Raw genomic sequence first — 19,904 nt, 5'->3', positions numbered from 1 at the left:
AAAACCCTTGCATGTATTGGGAACAAAGGACACTAGCCTGTCATTCCACAAACTGGTCCGGCTTCTGCTAAAGAGACCGAACCGCTCCGAGGGGGGAAAGGACGGCCTGGCACCATCTGCCGGGCTCGTCACCGGAGCCAGGAATAACACGTCTTTGTCCTCCAGGCATCGGGGCTGGCCGTCAGGCCACGTCGCTGCCATGGGCCGCATGGCCGGGACGGCAAGGCAATCGGGCGCGCTCATTTGTCTCCCATGGCGCACGATCTTCTCTAAAGTGGCAGAATAACTGGCTCCAGCCACATTCCTGTGAGTTATAGATGATTATTTGGACAGATTAGCACGCGTAGGTTTAAACGTCCGTATACCTTCCCGGCCTGTCCAAGCCTGCCGCATGCGGGCGCCGATGGCCACTCAAGAGGGGATAACCAACCCAGATGGTTGAACCGGCCCCATGAGGCATAACCGATGCGCTTGACCGATCTTCTGAGCCTGCTTTGGCAACGCAAGCTGACCCTGATCACCGCGGCGTTGATTGCCGGCTTGCTCGGCTATGCCGTGACCAAGGCAATGCCCGTTCGCTTCGCCGGCGAGGGATTGTTGTTGGTCGAGAGCCGTGACCAGGCCATTCCCGAGCTGAACCAGACCGTGTCGGCCAACACGCCGAGTGCCCAGCGCATCCGCACCGAGGCGGACATCCTGCGCTCGCGCGCGCTGGCGGCCGATGTGGTGCGCGAACTGGGCCTGGCCGACAAGCCGGAGAAGGAAGGCCTCGGCGCCGCGATCAGCGCGCTGGTCGCCCCCGTCACCACCTGGGTGCGCGATTCCATCGCCAGCCTGCTGCAGCCGCAGCTCGACGAGAACGGCCAGCCGCTGGGCGCCGCGCCGCTCGACAAGGTGGGCCTCGCCGTCGAGGAGATGCAGAAGAACCTGTCCATCGGCACCGCCGAGAACAGCAACGTGGTTGTGGTGCGCTACGTCGCCGACACCGCCGAAGAAGCGGCCCGCGTCGTCAACACGCTGATGGACCGCTACATCTCGCAAGAAGTGAACGCCAAGCGCGATACCACCCTGCAGGCCAATGAATGGCTGACCGAGCGCCTGACCGCGCTGCGCGAGGACATGGAAGCGGCCGACCGCAAGATCGAGGCATACCGCGAGCGCACCGGCCTGCTGGAAACCTCGCAGGGCACCATCACCACCCTGCAGCTGGGCGAGCAGCAGACCCGCGTCGCCGTGGCCCGCCAGGAACTGGCCCGTGCCCAGGCGGCGCTGGACAGCGCGCTGCGCTCCGGCAACCGCGGCAGCGCCGCCACCGAAGCGCTGACCTCGCCCACCGTGCAGGCGCTGCGCACCCGCGAGGCCGAGATCGGCGCCCGCTCCGCCAGCCTGGCGCAGCAGCTCGGCCGCAACCACCCCGACCGCCTGGCCGCCGAGGCCGAGCTGCGCGACGTGCAGCGGCAGATCGGCTCCGAGATCAGCAAGGTGGTGGCCTCCCTCCGCCGCGAGGTGGACGCGGCGCGCGACCGCTTGGCCGAGGCGCAGAGCTCGCTGACCAGCACCAGCCGCACCGCCCGCACCGGCGCCCAGGCCGAGGTCGGCCTGCTGGCCCTGACCCGCGAAGCGGATGCCAAGCGGCAGATCTACCAGACCTTCCTGACCCGCGCCGAGCAGACCCGGATGGCGTCCGCCCAGTTCCCGCTGGCGCGCGTGATCTCCCCGGCCGTGGCGCCGTACCGCCCGAGCGGCGCGCCGGCCTCCGTGGTCGCCGCCTTCGCCGCCTTTGTTGGCCTGTTCCTGATGGCCGGCCTGCTGATCCTGCGTCGCCTGACCCATGGCGCCTTCAACTCGGTGCAGGATCTGGTGAGCATGACCGGCATCCAGAATGTCGGCAGCCTGCCGGCGCTGGGCCGCGGCCGGCGCAACAAGATGCCGGCGCTGGTGCTGGACCAGGGCCAGTCCGGCATCGCCGAGACGCTGCGCGCGCTGCGCCTGAACATGCAGACCGTGGCGGGCGGCGGCCCGGCCAACACCGTGCTGGTCACCTCCTCGGCGATCGGCGACGGCAAGAGCACCGTGGCCTCCTCCCTGGCGCGGCTTTCCGCCGCCGACGGGATGCGCGTGCTGCTGATCGAGACCGACATGCGCCGGCCGCAGCTCTCCGCCATCTTCGGCGCGCCCTGGCCGGGCCGCTCGATCGAGGCGGTGCTGAACGGCGAGACCCGGTTCGAGGACGCCATCCAGGTGGATGAGCGCTCGGGGCTGCACCTGCTGCTGTCCGACCGCTCCTCCAACAACCCCCAGGCGCTGATCGAATCCCGCCAGTTCGCGGAGCTGATCAACCGGGCCCGCCGCGAATACCGGCTGGTGATCCTGGACAGCCCGCCGGTGATGCGCGTGGCCGATGCCGTGGTGCTGTCGCAGCACAGCGACGCCGTGCTGTTCGCCGTCGGCTGGGAGCGCACCTCGCGCACCGTGGTGATGGAGGCGATGCGCCGCCTGCCGCGCTCGATGCGGGCGCGCATGGCCACCGTGATGACCCGGGTGCGTCCGGGCCGGTTGGACCCGCTGGGCTATTACGAGGGTTATTCCAAGAGCGCCTCGCCCGACCTCAAGCGCCTGCCGGCGCCAGGAGCCTGAGGCCAGGCGTCCTGAAGCCAAGCCGAGATATCGGGGCACAGCGCGAGCTGTGCCCCTTCTTTTTGGGCCGCTGCCGCGGCCACTCGCGGCCATGGCGATGACGCGGCCGGGCCGCGCCGCCTTTCCGGCCCAATGACCCGCGGCCGGGGCGGCGTTTCCGCAGGCTGGGCCAAGCCGGATCATGGCCCGAAACCGGAGGCCGGCCCGCCCCTGGCAAGCCGGCACAAAAAAGGCCAGGGACTACGGTCCCTGGCCTGGTGGCTGCGCCGTATGGGCGCGGCGGATCAGAAGCGGCGCTCGAACACCGTCACCACGTCGCCCGGCATCAGCACGGCATCGCGGCCGGCCCGGTATTCCTCGGCGATGCCATTGGCGTTGACGCGGGTGATGGAAACGGTGTCGGTGATGGCGCGGTAGTTGAAGCCGCCGGCCACCGCCACGGCGGAAAGTACCGTCATGCCCGGCTGGTATGGGGTCTGGCCGCCGCGCTCCACCATGCCCAGCACGAAGATTGGCCGGTATTCCTGCACCTCGACCGCCACGGAGGGGTCATTGAACAGGTTGCGGCTGCGCAGGTTGCGCTCGATGGCCCGCTCCGCCTCGGCCGTGGTGCGGCCGGCGACGGGAATGGCGCCCACCAGGGGCAGCGCCACGTTGCCGGTGTCGCTGATGCGGAAATCACCGGTCAGGCGCGGATCGTTGAACACCGTCACGCGCAGCTGGTCGCCGGCGCCGAGCTTGTAGGCGCTGACGGCGGTTTCCGGCAGCGGCTGCAGATTGGCGGCGGGATTGCCGCAGGCTGCCACCAGCAGCGCGGCACCCAGGGCCATTCCGCGGAAGACTGCCGGAGCAACGGAGGTCAGGGAAGCAGAACGGAACATGGAAACTCCCGGGTCAGAATCTTTGAGACAAAGCCACGAATATTGTATCCGTCACGGTGCCGATCGTGAACGCCTCAGGTTCAATTCCTTGCTGTCATTCCCTTAATCGTTACAGCGCGAGACGCAGCCGCACCTGCACCTGATTGATGCCGTATTCCCGGAATCCCTCTGGTGCGCTCAACCGCTCGGTGTGCTGGTAGTTGGCGACCAGCGACAGGTTCCGATTGATCAGGTAGCGCGCGCCGATCAGCCCGATGCCGTCGGTGACGTTGCCCCGCTCCGGGTATTCGCGATGCTCGGCCCGCAGCTCGCCGCTCAGGATGACGTTGCGCAGCAACTCGTGGTCCACGGCCAGGCGGGCGGCGGTGCGGGTGTAGCTGACGCTGTTCTCGCGGATCGATTCCTCGATGGTGCGCGCCGCCGCGACGGTGACGGTGGTCAGCTGCGTCGGCAGGTAGGTCAGCTGGCCCTCGAAGGCCACGCCCTCCAGCGGCTTGCGGCCCGGATCCTCGTAATCGCGGCTGCGGTAGCCGACCAGGATGCGCGCCTGCCACAGGCCGGTCAGGTCGTAGTTGAAGCCGCCCTGCACTTCCCAGGTGGAGGAATCGCGACGGCTCTGACCAGGGTCCTGGTAACTGATGTCCTGCAGCCGCACCAGCGCTAGCAGGCTGCGCCCCGGCACCAGGCTGTATTCCGCCTCGACCTCGCCCAGCATGGAATCATAATCGCTCTGGGAGTTGTTGGTGCGCTGGCCGTTGATCGTCTCTTCCTCGTAGCGGAGCGTGGTGTAGCTCACCGAGGGGCTGATCGAGAGGCGATTGAAGGCAACCGTGCCGCCCAGTTGCAGGATGTCGCTGTCATAGGGGATGGGGCGGTTCTGCCCGTCGCTCTGCAGCTCGAAATTGTTGACGGACAGGTGGCTGTGCACCCGGCGATAGCTGGCATTCAGCGAGGAAGCCCGGCCGATGTCGTAGCGGCCGCTGAGGCCCACACCGTAATCGAGCCAGTTCAGGTCGTTATAGCGCAGATGCTGGCGGGTTTCCTGCGAGGCCGTCAGGCCCAGGGCGTGGCGGCTCCAGGTGCTGGCGGCGGACACGTTGACGCCCTGGCTGAAATAGCCGTCGCTCCGGTCCTGCGGCGAGTTGGGCTGCAGGTTGTCGTCATAGCCCATGCCGGCTTCTAGCGCGGCGTCGTAGCGGAACCCGCCCAGCCGGACGCCGACGGGGTCGTAATCCGGACGCTGCCGCGTCAGCACCGTGACGTTGCGGGCCGTGGCGGTCGGGCTGATCGATTGCGGCGTCTGCGACGGACCCTGACCGGCCGAGGGCAGGTCGAGCTGAAGCGGCTGCAACACTTCCTGGGCCTGGGCAGGCGGGGCCAGCAGCGCCATCGCCGGCAGGCTCATCAGGGCCCAGGGGCGGATCGCCTTCGCCGCACGCAGAGTTCCGTTCTTCAGCCGCATTCCAGCGATCCTGCCCAATTCCAACATGGTTCCGCGTCAATCCACGCAGCGCGCCGGATTGTCTCATGAATGAACCACTGATCAAGTGTTCGCTATCCCGCTGCAGTCCCTGGGCGCAACATGCGCCACGCTGTGGCTTTTGGGTTGCAGTGGATGGCCGGGGTGGGGGGTTAACTCCGGGCCGCGCTGATCAGCCGCACCGACACTGGCGGCCGCGACGGATGCAGCATGACGCCGTCCTCGGTCAGTTCGACCTTGGCCTCGGGATACGCGGCAACGGCCGGCGCCAGGGATTTGCGGAAGTCGCGGCGAAAGGTGTGCAGCTCGGAATAGCCGGAGCCGAACTGGTCACGCAGCGCCGACCAGCGCACCGTGGTCGGCCCGCGCAGGGTATGCAGCCGGTAGGCCAGCCAGATGTAGAGATCGAGGCTGGCGCTGCGGTTTCCCAGTTCGCGCAGCGCCGCCTCCTGCAGCGGCACGGGATGCTGGCGCATCGCATCGAAGAACACCTCGTCGAGCACCACCCGCTCATCCCACAACTCGCCCTGGCGGCTCTCGTCGCTGCGGTCGGAAAAGCGCAGGCCGGAGCGGACAAAGCGCCCGGCGGCCCAGCCTTCCATGTCCTCGTCTTCCCAGAAGAACTTCAGCGAGCAGGCGGCGATGCGCACGGCCTGTTCGCGCAGCGCCTTGCCGGTTTCGCCGCCCCAGGACAGCCCCATGCGGCCGAGCCAGTCGCGCATCGAGCGACCCAGCTCCACCTCGCGGCTGTTGGTACGCGCGGCCTGGGTCTGCAGGTAGAGCAGGATCATGCGGGCCCGGGCGCCATAGGGTACGCCGTGCATCCGGGTGGTGCGGCCGGCGGCCTTGAGGCGCCCCGGCTCCACCAGCAGGGTCACGCGGTGGCCGCGCTTCTCCCAGGCGGCATCGTCCGGCAGCCGCTTGTGCGGCAGGGAGGTCAAACAGAAACCAGTGTAAGTGATGCCGATGCGGCTGGCATCATCGGCCAGCACCTCGGCGGCGATGTCCACCAGGGCCTTGCGCTCCGGCGGTACCATGGCCCGCGCCTGATCGCGCCCGTGCAACAGCACCAGCTTCCGGACGCCATGCGCCGCATCTTCCTGCATGGCCCGCTCCATCAAGGCTCTGATGGATAGGTGCCGTTTTCGGCCGGCCTGCGTCAATGGGGGGATAACTCCGGACTCTAGTAGAGAACTAGTAGAGTCTATTAGTTGAAGTATGGAGTTAACCCCCCGGGATAACTGGCTTTTTCGGAGTTAACCCCCCAAGTGACGGAGTTAACCCCCCGGGATAAACCGCCCTCGTTGTGGATCATGCTGCGGCGCCCGGGTGGTCCGGAGTTAACCCCCCGGGACAATGTGGGCGACTCGGGGATCGACCCTGTTCCGCTCCTTCGGAACGCGAAAAGCCGGCCTGCCGAGAGGGGCAGGCCGGCGTTTCAACCCTGGAAAGTGATATCGATCAGGGGAGATTCATCCCCTGGTCGATTCTACTGCGGAAAGACCTCGTCCTGCTCCGCGCGCAGCCGGTCGATCAGGCGGCCGGCCGGGATCTCCACGTCGTCATAGGTCAGCACGGTGTCCTTGGGCACGGCGCGCTTCATGCGGCAGCCTTCGGCTAGACCCATCGGCAGCAGGCGCTGCTCGCGGGAGATGGCGTAGGTTTCGCACTGGCCGTAGCTCTTGTAGCCGCCGAGCGTGTCGATCACGTCGCCCTCGGCCAAATCCACCTTGGCGGTGGCCACCACATCGACCATCGGCCCAGCAATCGGCTGGATCACCGCGTCCTGGCACAGCACCAGGCGGGCGACCGAGATCGGCACCTCGAAGTGGCAGAGGTGGTAGGGGGTGTAGAAGCTGTACAGCGGTCCGGTGCCGAGCTTGTACAGGTTCAGGTAGTGCTGCTGCTTCGGATCGTCATGCGCCGCCAGCACGAACACGCCGGGGCCGGGCTTGGAGCCCACCACGTAATCGACGATGCCGCCCAGGCGGCGCAACTCCTCGACGTCATAGGCCTGGGTCAGTTCGTCGATATGGCCGCGATGATCACGTCCGATCATGCCGCGCTTGTTCACCGTCATGCCGGTGGCATTGGCGACGATGGCCTGCTCGAAGCTGATCTTGGTGCCGTCGGCGAAGCTGGTCACCATGTAGGGGTCCTGACCCCACTGCTTGGCGAAGCCTTCCTGCGTCGTCGGGTTGCGGTACGGGTCCTGCAGCCCCTTGATGTTGCCGCAGACCAGCGGCGTCAGGCCGATCGACTTGACGAAGCGGAACAGGTTCATCTCGACGCCCGGCTGGTCGCCGTCGCAGCCGGTGAAGATGACGCCTGCCGCGTCGGCCTTGCGCTTCAGCAGCGGGCCCACCGTGGCATCCAACTCGGCGTTCATCGAGACCATCGGCTTGCGGTTCTCGAAGGCGGCCAGGGTGATGGCGGCGCCGTACTCGATGGCACCCGTGGCGTCGATCAGGCAGTCCAGCCCCTCGACCTGGCACAGCAGCATCGGGTCGGAGGTGATCGCCGCGCGGCCGGCGCGGATGCACTCGGCCAGCGCGGCCTCGGTCTCCACCACGGCGATGTCAGCGACGCCGGCCTGCTCATAGGCGGCGCGGGCCTTGTCGAGGTTGCGGTTGCAGATCACCGACAGTACCATTCCGGGAACGGAGTTGGCGATCTGGTTAGTAATGCCGCGGGCCATGAAGCCGGCGCCGAACATGCCGACGCGGACCGGCTTGCCCTCGGCCTCGCGCTGGCGCAGCAGCGTGTCGTAGATCATCGCGTTTCTCTTTTCAGCGGATGCCGCGCAGCTGCTCGACGGCATGGAATTCGGGATCGAAGAGCGGCCAGTTCTGGTCCTTCTCCGAGATCACTTCCGGCGCGATCGGCCACTCGATGTTCAGATGCGGGTCGTTGTAGCGCAGGCCGCGCTCGCCGCCTGGCATGTAGGCGTCGCTGACCATGTAGAAGGCCTCGGTGTTCTCGCGCAGGGTGATGAAGCCGTGCGCGAAGCCCCGCGGCACATAGAGCATCTTACGGTTGTCTTCGCTCAGCTCGACGCCAAACCACCGGCCGTAGCTGGGCGAGTCCGGCCGCATGTCGGCGATCACGTCGTACAGCGCGCCACGCAGGCAGCGCACCAGCTTCACCTCCGCCGCCGGCGGCAGCTGGTAGTGCATGCCGCGCAGCGTGCCCTTGGTTACGCTGAGCGAATTATTGACCTGCGCATAGTGGCTGACCAGCCCCGCCTCGCGGAACTCGTTCTCGCAATAGGCTCGGGCGAAGAAGCCACGCTCGTCCCCGCGCGGCTCCATCTCGATGACGTAGGCGTCCTGCAGAGGGGTCGCGTTGAACTTCACGCGGCCTCTCCACGGATCTGCGGCAGCTCGCGCGCGGCTTCCAGATTGCCGTCCACCGCGCCGGAGGAGATCAGCTTCTCCAGCGTGACCAGCCGGATGGCGAAGGATTTGCGGTAGTTCGGGTCGCTGAAGCCCTGCTCGGTCAAGCGGTCGCGCAGCTCGGCGATGGCGCCGTCCAGCGTTTCCTGCGGCTGGTGCTGCGGCGCCAGCTTGGCGAACAGCGAGAAATCCACCTTGTAGGAGCGCTTGTCGGGCGGCGCCGAGGTGGCGATCGAGACCCGGGCTTCCGGCATGGCGCGGCCCACCGCCTCGGCCAGGTCGCGCACCTGGTAGTTCCAGCGCTCGCTGCCGACATTGACGGTGAGGAAGTGGCCGCCATTCTCGGGGCGGCGGGTGATCGCCCATTCCATGGCGCGCGCCATGTCGCGGACGTGGATCAGCGGCCGCCAGGGCGTGCCGTCGGACAGCACGCTGACTTCCTTGTTGGCCAGCGCGCCGGCCACGAAATCGTTCAGCACCAGGTCGAGGCGCAGCCGCGGCGACATGCCGCAGGCGGTCGCGAAACGCAGGCAGGAGATCACCATGCCGCTGTTGTCGAGCGCGCGGAGCGAGTTCTCCGTGTCGATCTTGGAGCGGGCATAGGCGGTCAGCGGGTTGAGCTGGTCGCTTTCCACCCGCGCATTGCCATCGCCGGCAATGCCGTAGACCGAGCAGGAGGAGGCGAACACGAAGCGCTTCACGCCGGCCTCGGCCGCCGCCTTGGCGACGGATACGCTGGCCTGGTGGTTGATCGCGTCGGTCACCGCCTCGAAGCGCTGGCCCATCGGGTCGTTCGAGATGGCGGCCAGGTGCACCACGGCATCGAAGCCGCGCAGGTCCTCGACGCCGAGGTCGCGCACGTCGCCGAAGCGCTGCTCATCCAGCAGCGTTTCCGGCAACTGGTCCTGGGTGGTCAGGCAATGGCCGAACCAGCCGCGGTCGAAGCCGACCAAGGTGGCGCCGGGAAACACCTTGCGAAAATGGGCGGCAACCACCGGGCCGACATAGCCCATGTTGCCGGTGATCAGGATGCGCATCGCTCTCAACCCTTCCACACGCGCCACGGCGCCTTGCCCGAGGCCCAGAGGCCTTCCAGGTGGCTGCGGTCGCGGATCGTATCCATCGGATGCCAGAAGCCGTGGTGCTGGTACACGCTCATCTGGTTGTCGGCCACCAGCTGCTCGATCGGTTGGTCTTCCCAGGTGGTGCTGTCGCCCTCGATATAGTCGCCGACACGCGGGCTGAGAACGAAATAGCCGCCATTGATCCAGCCGCCGTCGCCATGCACCTTCTCCTTGAAGGCACGGACATGGTTGCCCTCGATCTGCAGGGCGCCGAAGCGGCCGGCCGGCTGGGTCGCCGTCATGGTGGCGAGCCGCCCTTCCTTCTTGTGCAGGGCGATAGTGGCGGTGATGTCGACATTGCCGACGCCGTCGCCATAGGTCAGGCAGAAGGCTTCCTCGTTGCGCAGATAGGGCAGCACGCGCTTGATGCGGCCGCCGGTCATGCTGTCTTCGCCGGTCTCGACCAGGGTGACACGCCACGGCTCGGCCCGGGCGTTGTGCACTTCCATGGTGTTCTGCTGAAGGTCGAACGTTACGTCCGACATGTACATGAAGTAGTTCTTGAAATAGTCCTTGATCACGCTGCCGCGATAGCCGAGGCACACAATGAAGTCATTGATGCCATGGGCAGAGTAAATCTTCATGATGTGCCAAAGAATAGGCTTCCCGCCGATCTCAACCATCGGTTTCGGACGGATGCTTGTTTCCTCTGCGAGCCGGGTGCCCAAGCCACCAGCCAGGATAACTGCCTTCATGATTGAGACCTCTTGCTCACAGTAAGAAAGCGATGGAGCGGGGGCATATCTTTCCCGCGACGGTTTCTCAGTTTGATGAATGATTATCGTTTTGTATAGACTGTCCCCCGATCACCGCTGAGTTACCGCTAGAGGCTCAATACTTTCACAACCTCGAGAAGAGTTAATCGGTTCACCATCGTTTCGACTTGGTGTGGCAAAACGGCTGCACTGGCAGAGTTCTTGCGTCCAGGCGGCCAAAAAGAAGCAAAATCTCGAAAACTTGTTTCTCGCCGACACGGGTCTCACCGATAGTTTCCATTGATTGCGGCGCCATTCGCGGATGATGACGCTATCCTTGGTTTCGCGACCCCCAATCTGTGCTGGGATGAAGAGAATGACGGAAGAGCCGCTTGTTACCATCGGAATGCCGGTCCGGAATGGCGGGCAGCAGATTAAAGTCGCCATCGACTCCCTGCTGGCACAGACCCACCGCAACATCCGGCTGGTGATCTCGGACAACTGCTCCACGGACGACACCGTTGCGATCTGCCGCGAATACGCGCAACGCGACAGCCGCGTCGTGTTGCATGAGCAGGCGCAGAACCTGGGCATCTGCGGCAATTTCCGCTTCGTGCTGATGCAATCCCGGTCTGACTACTTCATGTGGGCCTGCCACGACGATATCTGGGCGCCGGAGTTCATTCAGCGCAACCTGGCGAATCTGATGGCGCATCCCACCGCGGTGTGCAGCACCTCGCGCGTCGCCATGGTCACGCTGGAAGGCGAAAGCCACCTTTCCAACGGCACCTTCGCGCTGGAAGGCGACCGCGTGCAGCGGCTGCAGCGCTTTCTGTGGGACCCGGGCGAGGTGTCGCGCTTCTACGGCGTGTTCCGAGCCGAGCCGCTGAAGCGCAGCTTCCCGGCCGATATTGACGTGTTCGGCTATGACTGGATCGTCATGGCGCTGAACCTGCTGGAAGGCGAGCACCTCGAATTGTCCGAAGTGCTGCTGACGCGCGAGGATCACAGCGAGGATCATTACCAGCGCACCCTGCTGCGCCGCGAGCCGCGCCGCTTCTACCGCTGGATGCCGCACTGGCCGATGACGCAGATCCTGCGGCAGCGCCTGCCGCCGGAAGTGTGGCGGGCCGGACGGGCCGGTGTGATGCGGCGCAACCTGATCCAGAGCCTGATGTATGCCAAGTACCGGGTGCCCCTGGTGGCGCCGCTGGTGCGGGGCTTGGCCGCGGTGGACCGCGCCCTGAGCCGCACGCGCGGCATCCGCGCCGCCTGATCAGGCCGGCCGTCCGACCTTCACGGGCCACGCCATGGCTGGCGTGGCCCGTTTTCATGTGCGGCAGGTCATGGCCTGGAAGCAGGCAAAAAATGACTTATTCGGTTTGTTTTTGATTTGTTGATCAACCAAAAGGTGATATTGAAACTTTCGGTAGGGTTTCGGGTTAAAGTCTTCCACCGGATCCTTGATCACGATATTGTGTGGCCTAGCTAGACTTCGCGTGTTGATTGCTGGCGTCGTTTTGAAGGGCCGTCACCATGAGCGCCGCATCCATCGGGCCCCAGGCCCATTCTCAGCTGCCCTCCGATAAGGTGATGCAAGGCACCTTGCCGACAGATCTGCCGCTGCCGGGCTGGTCATCCTCCGGGCATGGAATGCTGGTCCGTTGGCTGGGCCGTTTCCAGCAGGCGCGGCGCTCGCCGGCGCGCGGTCTCCTGTTCGGGTTTGGTCTGTCGGCACTGCTCTGGGCGGCGATCATCGGCTTCATTCTGGCACTCTGACGAAGGCCGGCCGCTCAAGACTGCGCTGCCTGGCCCGGAAAGGGGAGGCCGGCGCGCTGCGCTGCGGTATGATGCGGCAGGGCCACCAGACAGGATTTCCCCATCGGCCATGAGTGCATCGACTGAAATGAGCCCTCCCTTGGTGGCGCTCGCCGTTCCCGTCCTCAATGAGGAAGCCTACATCGCCGCCTGCTTGGCCTCCCTGCTGGAGCAGAACGACACATCCCGGCTGGAAATCCTGGTGCTGGATGGCGGCAGCACCGATCGCACGGCCGAGATCGTGCGCGGCCTGCAGCAGCGGCACCCCGAGATTCGCCTGGTGCCGAACCCGGCCCGCCTCCAATCGGCCGCCGTCAATCTGGCAGCGCGCATCGCCTCGCCCGAGGCCGGGATCCTGATCCGCGCCGACGCCCATGCCTGGTATCCGCCCGGCTTCGTCACCCGCGTCGTCCAGGCGCTGCGCGAGCAGGAGGCGACCTCCGTGGTAGTGCCGATGTTGACGGTGGGCCAGGCAGGCCTGCAGCGCGGCATCGCCGCGGCGCAGAACAGCCGCCTGGGCAATGGCGGCTCGGCGCACCGCACCGGCCTGCGCTCCGGATGGATCGATCACGGCCATCACGCCGCCTTTGACCGGGCTTTCTTTCTGTCGATCGGTGGCTATGACGAAAGCTTCACGCACAACGAGGATGCGGAGCTGGACCATCGCGCCAAATTGGCCGGCGGCCGGATCTGGCTCTGCGCCGACGCGCCCTGCACCTATTACCCGCGCAAGGATCTGATGTCCCTGGCGCGACAATACATGAAGCATGGCGCGGGCCGTGCGCGCACCCTGCTGAAGCACCGCATGCGGCCGAAGCCGCGGCAGATGGCGCCCGTGGCGGCGTTGCTGGGAAGTGTGGCCGGGCTGGTGCTGGCGCCGTTCTGGCCGGTCACCCTGCTGGTGCCAGCGCTGTATGCGGCGCTGTGCCTGGGCTGGGGTGTGCTGCTGGCGATCCGCGAGCGCGATCCCTGGTTGGCCGGTGCCGGCCCTGCGGCCATGACCATGCACCTGGCCTGGGGCACCGGCTTCTTGCGCAGCCTGCTGAAGCACCGCGGCGGGCGCTCTGCGGCGATCCCCGCTTCGGCAACGTGAAAAGCCCGGGGAGGTTCCTCCCCGGGCTTTCGCAGATGTTCACGAAGCGCTGCGCTTCTCCGGCATGAAAAACCCCGCCATGCGGCGGGGCCGATCATCAAGCCGGATGGGCTGAAACGGCGCCCTCAGTAGGCGCCGCGTCCCAGCAGAACGGCCGGAACCGTCTTCAGCAGGATGCGCAGGTCGCCCCAGAAGGAGAATTCGCGCACGTAGCGGCAATCCAGCTGAACGCGTTCCGCATAGGTGGTGTCGCTGCGGCCGCTGATCTGCCACAGGCCAGTGATGCCCGGGCGCACCGCCATGTAGTTGATAGCGGCGACACCGTAATGCTGATCCAGCTCCTCCTGCACCACCGGACGCGGGCCTACCAGGCTCATCTCGCCGCGCAGCACGTTGAAGAGCTGCGGCAGCTCATCGAGGCTGGTGCCGCGCAGGAACTTGCCGACGCGAGTGATGCGCGGGTCATTCTGCAGCTTGCGGGTGGCAGCCCAGCTGCGCGCCGCTTCCGGATCCTCGGCCAGCAGCTTGGCCAGCACTTCGGCGGAGTTCGGCACCATGCTGCGGAACTTCAGGCAGCGGAAGCTGCGGCCGTTGCGACCGACCCGCTTGTGCCCGAACACCGCCGGCCCGCCATCTGCCATGACCAGCAGGCACAGGATCAGCAGTAATGGCGACAGGAACAGCAGGGCGCTGCCCGCCGCGGCAATGTCGAACGACCTTTTAGCCAAATGATGCAAGCCGCGACTGTTGGAAGCCGCAGATCCATACAGCCCCTCATCCAGTTTGGAAGCATTCGCCATTTGGATGCCATTGGGCCAGTTTGTATGGGTCATTGGGAGAAACTCCGTTGACAGACGGCCTCGATTTCCGTTTCCGTACGTCTCAAAATACACACACCATCAAGATACGGTAGAATTAATCCGGCAAAGCGCTCTTAAGAGGCATAAACAGTTTGTGTGCGCATTATTGACACGACTTTGTCACCTCACAGTCCAATCCTTGTCAGGAACTGCACCATCCTTGCGGATAGCCTGCAGTCCTGGCGCCGACCGGCCATGAAATGCTGTTCCTCCCGGAGAGCGGATGCTGCGCCGGCTGCTCTTGCAGCCGATCGGCACCGCTGATTCATGTGCCAGCATAACGCCTGGCAAGTTGAGCGGGGGTAACTTGTCGTGATCTGACGCGATGATCGAGCCGGAAATTACTGAAAATGCGGTTTTTCATGCAGAATCACGCGCTGCTGAAAAGTAGCCGCCAAAAATATAAACCTTTGGTTGAATTGTTATTATGTTTTCTAGTTGTTTGATTGTGCGCGCCGCCCGCTTCAGGCGACGGCCTGATCCATCAGCATCGACAAGCAGGAGAAACGCGGCTTCTCCGCCGGGTCGCGCAGCACATTGCCGCGGTCCCGAACGGTCTTGATCGCGGACCCGGGCCCGGCCTTGGTCAGCTTCTTGCGCAGGTTGCCGATGAAGACGTCGATGATCTTCATCTTCGGCTCCTCCAGCCCACCATGCAGGTGGTCCGGAAAGGACTGCTGGGTCGGCACCAGCCCGCCCGCCGCCAGCATCGATTTGCTTTGGTCCTTGGGGGCGCACAGTGGATGGATGCGCGCCCCCGGTCTGGCCGGCCTCGCACAGGATCGGGACCGGGGCGATGCGGGCGGCGCAGCCATTGCAGCACCTTGTGGCCGCCGACATCGGGCAGGCTCAGCAGGATGATGTTGTCATCGTGGATCCGCGCCGGTTCGAGGGCGTTCTCGCCCGTGCAGGCTTCGTTCCCAGCATACCGCTGCCCCGGAAGGTGGTTCAGGGCTTGCGCCAGCTTGACAGGGCTTTGGCCAGAAGGACCCGCATGAGCGCGCCTCATAATCGCTTGGCGTGATCGGTCTAAGCATATGCACACAGGGGTATTTTTAACTCAGGTCTGGGATCCGGCGGTGGAACCTAGGCGTGATCGTGGAAGCCGCGGTACCAGGCTGCGAATTGCTCCAGCCCCTCCTCGATAGGGGTGCGGGGCGCGAAGCCCACCGCCTGCCGCAGCGCGTCCACCTCGGCATAGGTGCGCTCCACATCGCCCGGCTGCATGCCCAGCATCCGGGTCCTGGCCCGCCGTCCGATGACGCGCTCCAGCACCGCCACGAAATCGCCGAGCGCCACGGGCGTGTGGTTGCCGATGTTGAAGAGGCAATGGGGCGTGGCGGGATCCACCCGGCCGGGGGCGGCGCCCTCCACCCGGTCGGCGGGCGGCTGCACCGTCAGCCGGCGGATCGCCTCCACCACCTCCTTCACATAGGTGAAGTCGCGCCACATCCGGCCGTGGTTGTAGAGGTCGATCGGCTCGCCGGCGTAGATGGCCCTAGTGAACTTGTAATAAGCCATGTCCGGCCGGCCCCAGGGCCCGTAGACGGTGAAGAAGCGCAGCCCCGAGGCGGGAATGCGGAACAGGTGGCTGTAGGTCTGCGCCATCAACTCGTTCGACCGCTTGGTGGCGGCATACAGCGAGACGGGGCGCTCCACCGGATCGGTCTCGGCGAAGGGCACCTTGGTGTTGGCGCCGTAGACCGAGGAGGAGGAGGCATACACCAGGTGCCGCACCGGATGCGCCCGGCAGGCCTCCAGCACCGACAGGAAGCCGTCGATGTTGGCCGCGGTGTAGGCGCGGGGATTGTCCAGCGAGTAGCGCACCCCCGCCTGCGCCGCGAGATGCACCACCGCCTCCGGCCGGAAGGCCGCGAAGGCTTGCAGCACCGCCGCCGCATCCGCCAGGTCGAGCCGCCGGAAGCGGAAGCCAGGCTGCCCTTCCAGCAGGGCCAGCCGCGCCCGCTTCAGCCGCGGATCATAGTAAGGGGTGAAATTGTCGAGCCCCAGAACCTCGAAGCCGTCGCGCAGGAACTGCGCGGCCACGGCCTGACCAATGAAGCCGGCCGCGCCGGTGACCAGGATGCGGCGCATGGCGTCATCCCGGGGGGCGCGGCTGGTTCCGTCGTCGGCATCGGCATCCGGGGCAGGATGGGGCATCGGGCACGTTCTCACTGGCTGTGCGGGGCTTGCCCCGGACCCGGAAGAATGAACCCGGCGAAACCCTGGAGGTATTTAGCGCAGCCGCCGCGGATTTGGCGAAGCCGCAGGCGGACCATCCGTTTCGCCGACCGCATCACACGCAAAGGCCGGCCGCCATCCGGAGGATCGGGAGGGGCGGCCGGCCTTTTCAGCCTCCGGCGGAAACCGGATCAGCGGGCGGCGAGATTGGTGTGGCCGTCAACCTGCGGCAGGTAAACGACGTTGCCTTCCGAACCACCCTCGAACACCGGGATGCCGGCCGAGTGACGGGTGAAGTTGGGGTCCTGATGGACAATGCGGAGGTTCTGACCGCGGTTTTCCACCTGCACCGCACCACCGCCGACAACATTGCCGGTGTAGGCGCGGTCATAGGTGACGGCGAAGTTCTCGCCCTGGCTGTTCACGGTCAGCGGCTCGGCCAGGGCGGAGCCGGCGGCGAGGCCCATCAGGGCGGCGGCGGCGAACAGGGTGCGGGAGTAGGTCATGGTAGCGATCCTTTTGAAGAAACCGGCGCCGGGAAGATCCCTCAGGGCGTCTTTGTTGAGCGACTAGATACGCCGCGATTGCATCGCGTACGACTAATCGTTTGGCATGGGAGCCATGCAGTACATGCCTAACGATTTAATCGCGTGCGATACAATATAGCCGTGCTAGGATTTTCAGGCCCTTACCTCTTTCGCCGCAGGACCTTGCCATGAGCACCGATGATCCGCTGAAGCTGGAGAACTTCCTGTGCTTCGCCATTCACTCCACCGCTCATGCCATCCAGCGCGCCAACAAGCCGCTGCTGGACCAGCTCGGGCTGACCTATCCGCAATACCTGGTCATGGTGGTGCTCTGGGCCGAGGATGATCAAACGGTCAGCGCCATTGGCGACCGGTTGTTCCTGGAAAGCAGCACGCTGACGCCGCTGCTGAAGCGGCTGCAAGCCGCCGGCCTGATCGAGCGTGCCCGGGATGCCGAGGATGAGCGGCAGGTCCGCATCCGCCTGACCGAGCAGGGCCGCGCGCTCCACAACAAGGCCCGCACCCTGCCCGGCTGGTTCGAGCACACCTTTTGCGACCAGAGCCAGGAAGCGAAGGATCTGCACGAGGCGGTGGTCAGGCTGCGCAACAAGCTGACGGCGAAGTCGCGCGGCGACTGAGGAAACCGAATAACGCTGTGTTGTGGTGCATTCCGTGGGGCGTGAAGGCTTCCATGCGGCTGGCCCTGCGCCATCTGCCCCTGCTTCACCATGAATCTACGTGGTGGGCATATTGACTATTTATGGATAGTGTTTTTCTGATATAGCGATATTCAGATGTGGAACCTATCCGGTTCCTCCAGGGCTCCGCCCCGGGAGTTGCTATGTCCGCCGCCCCTGTTTCCATCCCCTCCACCTCCTGCCCGCCTGCTTCCGTTCCGGCCCGGGGCCGCCTGCCGGGCCCGGCCGGGCCGCGGGGCCTGCCCGGCCTCGAAACCTGAACCGGAGCTGCCGCATGTCCCTCGCCCTGCACCAGGACGCCGCGCCGGATCTCGAGGCGCTGAGCCGGGCCTTCGCCGCCCGCGCCGCCGAGCACGACCGCACCGGCCGCTTTCCGCACGCCAATTTCGCGGCGCTGCACGCGGCCGGGCTGCTCGGCCTCACCGTGCCGCGTGCGCAGGGCGGCCAGGGCGAAGGCCTGGCGGCGGCGCTGACGGCGATCGAGGCGGTGTCGCGCGGCTGCGCTTCCACCGGGCTGGTCTTCGCCATGCACCTGACGCATCAGGCAGGCATCGCGCGCGAGGCGGCCTTTCCCGAGGCGCTGCGGGCGCGGGTCGGGGCCGATGCGGTGCGCCAGGGCGCGCTGGTCAATGCGCTGCGGGTGGAGCCGGAACTGGGCTCCCCATCGCGCGGCGGCCTGCCGGAAACCATTGCCCGGCGCCAGCCGGACGGCTCCTGGCGGCTCACGGGGCGCAAGATCTATTCCACCGGCTCGCCCGGCCTCGGCTGGATGCTGGTCTGGGCGCGCGACGACGGCGACGCGCCGCGCGTCGGCCCGGTGCTGGTACCGGCCCGCGCCCCTGGCGTGCGCATCGAGGAAAGCTGGGACCATCTCGGCCTGCGCGCCACGGCCAGCCACGACGTGGTGTTCGACGAGGTGCGGCTGGAGGAGGCCAGCCTCGCCGCGCTGCGCCCGCCCGCCGAATGGCGCGTGCCGGACAGCACCGGCCTCGCCTGGAACGCCGCCGGGATCGGCGCGATCTACACCGGCGTGGCGCGCGCCGCCGCGGCCTGGACCGCGCAGTTCCTGCGCGACCGCGTGCCAAGCGGCCTCGGCAAGCCCCTGGCTACCCTGCCGCGCATGCAGGAAAAGGCCGGCGCCATCGAGGAACTGCTCACCGCCAATGCCCGGCTGCTGCGCAGCCTGGCGGCGGAGGTGGATGCGGGCGCTCCACCCGGCCCTGCCGAGAGCGGCCTGCTGAAAACCACCCTGGTGGAGAACGCCGCGCGCGCGGTGGAGATCGCCGTCGGGCTGGGCGGCAACCACGCCCTGTCGCGCCGCAACCCGCTGGAACGCCATTGGCGCGACGTGCAATGCGGCCGCGCCCATGTGCCGCACGTCGATTTCGCCCACCAATCCGCCGGGCGCGAGGCGCTGGAAGCCGGCGCATGACGCGCCTCGCCCTGCGCGCCGCGCCGCTTCCGGACACTGTTCCGCCGGCCATCCGGTGGCCCGCCCCCGCCGCCCCTTCCACCCTGCACGCCCCCACCCAGGAGGCCATTCCATGACCACCCGCCGCACCCTGCTCGGCGCCGGCCTCGTCGCGCCCTTTCTGCTACCCGGCCTCGCCCGCGCGCAAAGCTATCCCAGCCAGCCGATCCGCCTGGTCTGCCCTTATCCGCCTGGCGCCACCAGCGACAACGTGGCGCGGACCATGGCGCGCGCGCTGTCGGAGCGGCTCGGCCAGACGGTGGTGGTGGAGAACCGGGCCGGAGCCGGCGGCGCCGTGGGCACCCGCCACGTCGCGGAAGCGAAGCCCGATGGCTACACGCTGCTGAACGCCTCGGGCGGCAACCTGCTGATCTCGCCCTACCTCAACGAGGTGGGCTACCACCCGCTGCGCGACCTCGCCCCCGTGGCCATGGCGGGCGAGGCCTATTCGCTGGTCGGCGTCAGCGCCGCCCTGCCGGTGCAAACCCTGCCGGAGCTGATCGCCTATGCGAAGCAGCACCAGGGCGAGCTGAACTACGCATCGTCCGGCATCGGCTCCACCGGGCACCTGCGCGGCGCGATGCTGGCCGAGCAGGCCGGCTTCGAGGCGGTGCACATCCCCTTCCCCGGCAGCGCCGCGGCGGTGAACAGCCTGCTGGCCGGCGATTGCCAGCTGATGATCGATCCGGTGGTGGCGCCCAGCGTGCAGCAGGGCGGCAAGATCCGCGCCGTGGCCGTGGTCGGCGCCGGCCGCTGGGAAGACTTCCCGGACGTGCCCAACATCACCGAGCTCGGCCTCGGCCAGGACTGGCCTTCCAGCGGCTGGTACAGCCTGTTCGCTCCCGCCGGCGTGCCCGAGGCGGTGATCGGCCGGCTGAACGCCGCCTATAACGACGCCCTGGCCGAGCCGGACACGGCGGCCGCCCTGCGCCGCCTCGGCCTGAAGCCGGAGCCCACGGCGCCCGACCAGCTTCGCCGGCGCCTGGCGCAGGAATACGCCGCCAGCGGCGCCACCCTGCAGCGCCTGCGCATCGCCGCCTGAAC

The 19,904-nt window shown here is 66.7% G+C and carries 18 protein-coding genes; 7 read left to right on the top strand and 11 right to left on the bottom strand.

From position 1 onward, the window contains the following. The first annotated feature begins 471 nt into the window (after positions 1–471). Positions 472–2,637, top strand: a complete 2,166-nt coding sequence (locus D2K64_RS15920) for a GumC family protein (protein WP_162306202.1) — start codon at positions 472–474, stop codon at positions 2,635–2,637. Between the two features lie 284 nt (positions 2,638–2,921). On the opposite strand, the gene D2K64_RS15915 is transcribed toward D2K64_RS15920, so the two are convergent. The 7 genes from D2K64_RS15915 to rfbF all read right to left on the bottom strand — a co-directional run bounded on the left by D2K64_RS15915 (position 2,922) and on the right by rfbF (position 10,212). Beyond that, entirely contained in the window at positions 2,922–3,518 is a 597-nt protein-coding gene (locus D2K64_RS15915) for a polysaccharide biosynthesis/export family protein (RefSeq protein WP_120009370.1), read from the bottom strand. Positions 3,519–3,627: 109 nt separating this feature from the next. Next, complete coding sequence (locus D2K64_RS15910) at positions 3,628–4,980, bottom strand: outer membrane beta-barrel protein (RefSeq protein WP_157985886.1); 1,353 nt, start codon at positions 4,978–4,980, stop codon at positions 3,628–3,630. 170 nt (positions 4,981–5,150) lie between these two features. Beyond that, positions 5,151–6,104 (bottom strand): replication protein RepA, encoded by a 954-nt coding sequence (locus D2K64_RS15905; RefSeq protein ID WP_120009396.1) that lies wholly within the window; start codon positions 6,102–6,104, stop codon positions 5,151–5,153. A 383-nt stretch (positions 6,105–6,487) separates the two neighbouring features. Continuing rightward, positions 6,488–7,774 carry an NAD(P)H-dependent oxidoreductase gene (locus D2K64_RS15900; protein ID WP_120009368.1) on the bottom strand — a complete coding sequence of 429 codons (1,287 nt, stop codon included), beginning with the start codon at positions 7,772–7,774 and terminating at the stop codon, positions 6,488–6,490. Between the two features lie 13 nt (positions 7,775–7,787). Then, positions 7,788–8,354 carry a dTDP-4-dehydrorhamnose 3,5-epimerase gene (rfbC, locus tag D2K64_RS15895; RefSeq protein WP_120009367.1) on the bottom strand — a complete coding sequence of 189 codons (567 nt, stop codon included), beginning with the start codon at positions 8,352–8,354 and terminating at the stop codon, positions 7,788–7,790. Continuing rightward, entirely contained in the window at positions 8,351–9,430 is a 1,080-nt protein-coding gene (locus tag D2K64_RS15890) for an NAD-dependent epimerase/dehydratase family protein (protein WP_120009366.1), read from the bottom strand. The genes rfbC and D2K64_RS15890 overlap by 4 nt, the downstream gene beginning before the upstream one ends. A gap of 5 nt (positions 9,431–9,435) precedes the next feature. Further along, positions 9,436–10,212, bottom strand: coding sequence for a glucose-1-phosphate cytidylyltransferase (rfbF, locus tag D2K64_RS15885; protein ID WP_120009365.1), 777 nt, complete (start codon positions 10,210–10,212; stop codon positions 9,436–9,438). A 376-nt stretch (positions 10,213–10,588) separates the two neighbouring features. On the opposite strand from rfbF, the gene D2K64_RS15880 reads away from it, so the two are divergent. The 3 genes from D2K64_RS15880 to D2K64_RS15870 all read left to right on the top strand — a co-directional run bounded on the left by D2K64_RS15880 (position 10,589) and on the right by D2K64_RS15870 (position 13,123). Then, on the top strand, positions 10,589–11,488 hold the full coding sequence (locus D2K64_RS15880; protein WP_157985885.1) for a glycosyltransferase family 2 protein: 900 nt from the start codon (positions 10,589–10,591) through the stop codon (positions 11,486–11,488). A 260-nt stretch (positions 11,489–11,748) separates the two neighbouring features. Continuing rightward, positions 11,749–11,991, top strand: a complete 243-nt coding sequence (locus D2K64_RS15875; RefSeq protein ID WP_120009363.1) for a hypothetical protein — start codon at positions 11,749–11,751, stop codon at positions 11,989–11,991. 127 nt (positions 11,992–12,118) lie between these two features. Then, positions 12,119–13,123 (top strand): glycosyltransferase family 2 protein, encoded by a 1,005-nt coding sequence (locus D2K64_RS15870; RefSeq protein WP_202910697.1) that lies wholly within the window; start codon positions 12,119–12,121, stop codon positions 13,121–13,123. Positions 13,124–13,248: 125 nt separating this feature from the next. Here D2K64_RS15870 and D2K64_RS15865 read toward each other — a convergent pair whose 3' ends face one another. From D2K64_RS15865 to D2K64_RS15845, 4 genes are all read right to left on the bottom strand, one after another. Then, positions 13,249–13,851 (bottom strand): sugar transferase, encoded by a 603-nt coding sequence (locus tag D2K64_RS15865; RefSeq protein WP_238384228.1) that lies wholly within the window; start codon positions 13,849–13,851, stop codon positions 13,249–13,251. 596 nt (positions 13,852–14,447) lie between these two features. Further along, complete coding sequence (locus D2K64_RS15860) at positions 14,448–14,693, bottom strand: helix-turn-helix domain-containing protein (RefSeq protein WP_157985884.1); 246 nt, start codon at positions 14,691–14,693, stop codon at positions 14,448–14,450. A 376-nt stretch (positions 14,694–15,069) separates the two neighbouring features. Continuing rightward, a complete protein-coding gene (locus D2K64_RS15850; protein WP_456316378.1) occupies positions 15,070–16,143 on the bottom strand; it encodes an NAD-dependent epimerase/dehydratase family protein in 1,074 nt (357 codons plus the stop codon). Between the two features lie 212 nt (positions 16,144–16,355). Continuing rightward, complete coding sequence (locus D2K64_RS15845; protein ID WP_120009358.1) at positions 16,356–16,670, bottom strand: hypothetical protein; 315 nt, start codon at positions 16,668–16,670, stop codon at positions 16,356–16,358. Between the two features lie 209 nt (positions 16,671–16,879). On the opposite strand from D2K64_RS15845, the gene D2K64_RS15840 reads away from it, so the two are divergent. The 3 genes from D2K64_RS15840 (at position 16,880) to D2K64_RS15830 (ending at position 19,902) form a co-directional block, all read left to right on the top strand. Continuing rightward, positions 16,880–17,329, top strand: coding sequence for a MarR family winged helix-turn-helix transcriptional regulator (locus tag D2K64_RS15840; protein WP_120009357.1), 450 nt, complete (start codon positions 16,880–16,882; stop codon positions 17,327–17,329). Positions 17,330–17,663: 334 nt separating this feature from the next. After that, entirely contained in the window at positions 17,664–18,821 is a 1,158-nt protein-coding gene (locus D2K64_RS15835) for an acyl-CoA dehydrogenase family protein (protein WP_120009356.1), read from the top strand. A 112-nt stretch (positions 18,822–18,933) separates the two neighbouring features. Continuing rightward, the gene (locus D2K64_RS15830; protein ID WP_157985883.1) at positions 18,934–19,902 is read left to right on the top strand and encodes a Bug family tripartite tricarboxylate transporter substrate binding protein; all 969 of its coding nucleotides are present in this window, start codon (positions 18,934–18,936) and stop codon (positions 19,900–19,902) included. Positions 19,903–19,904 lie beyond the last annotated feature (2 nt).

The organism is Teichococcus vastitatis, from assembly GCF_003604215.1.
GTDB lineage: Bacteria > Pseudomonadota > Alphaproteobacteria > Acetobacterales > Acetobacteraceae > Pseudoroseomonas > Pseudoroseomonas vastitatis.
This window is presented reverse-complemented; position numbering and strand designations above follow the sequence as displayed.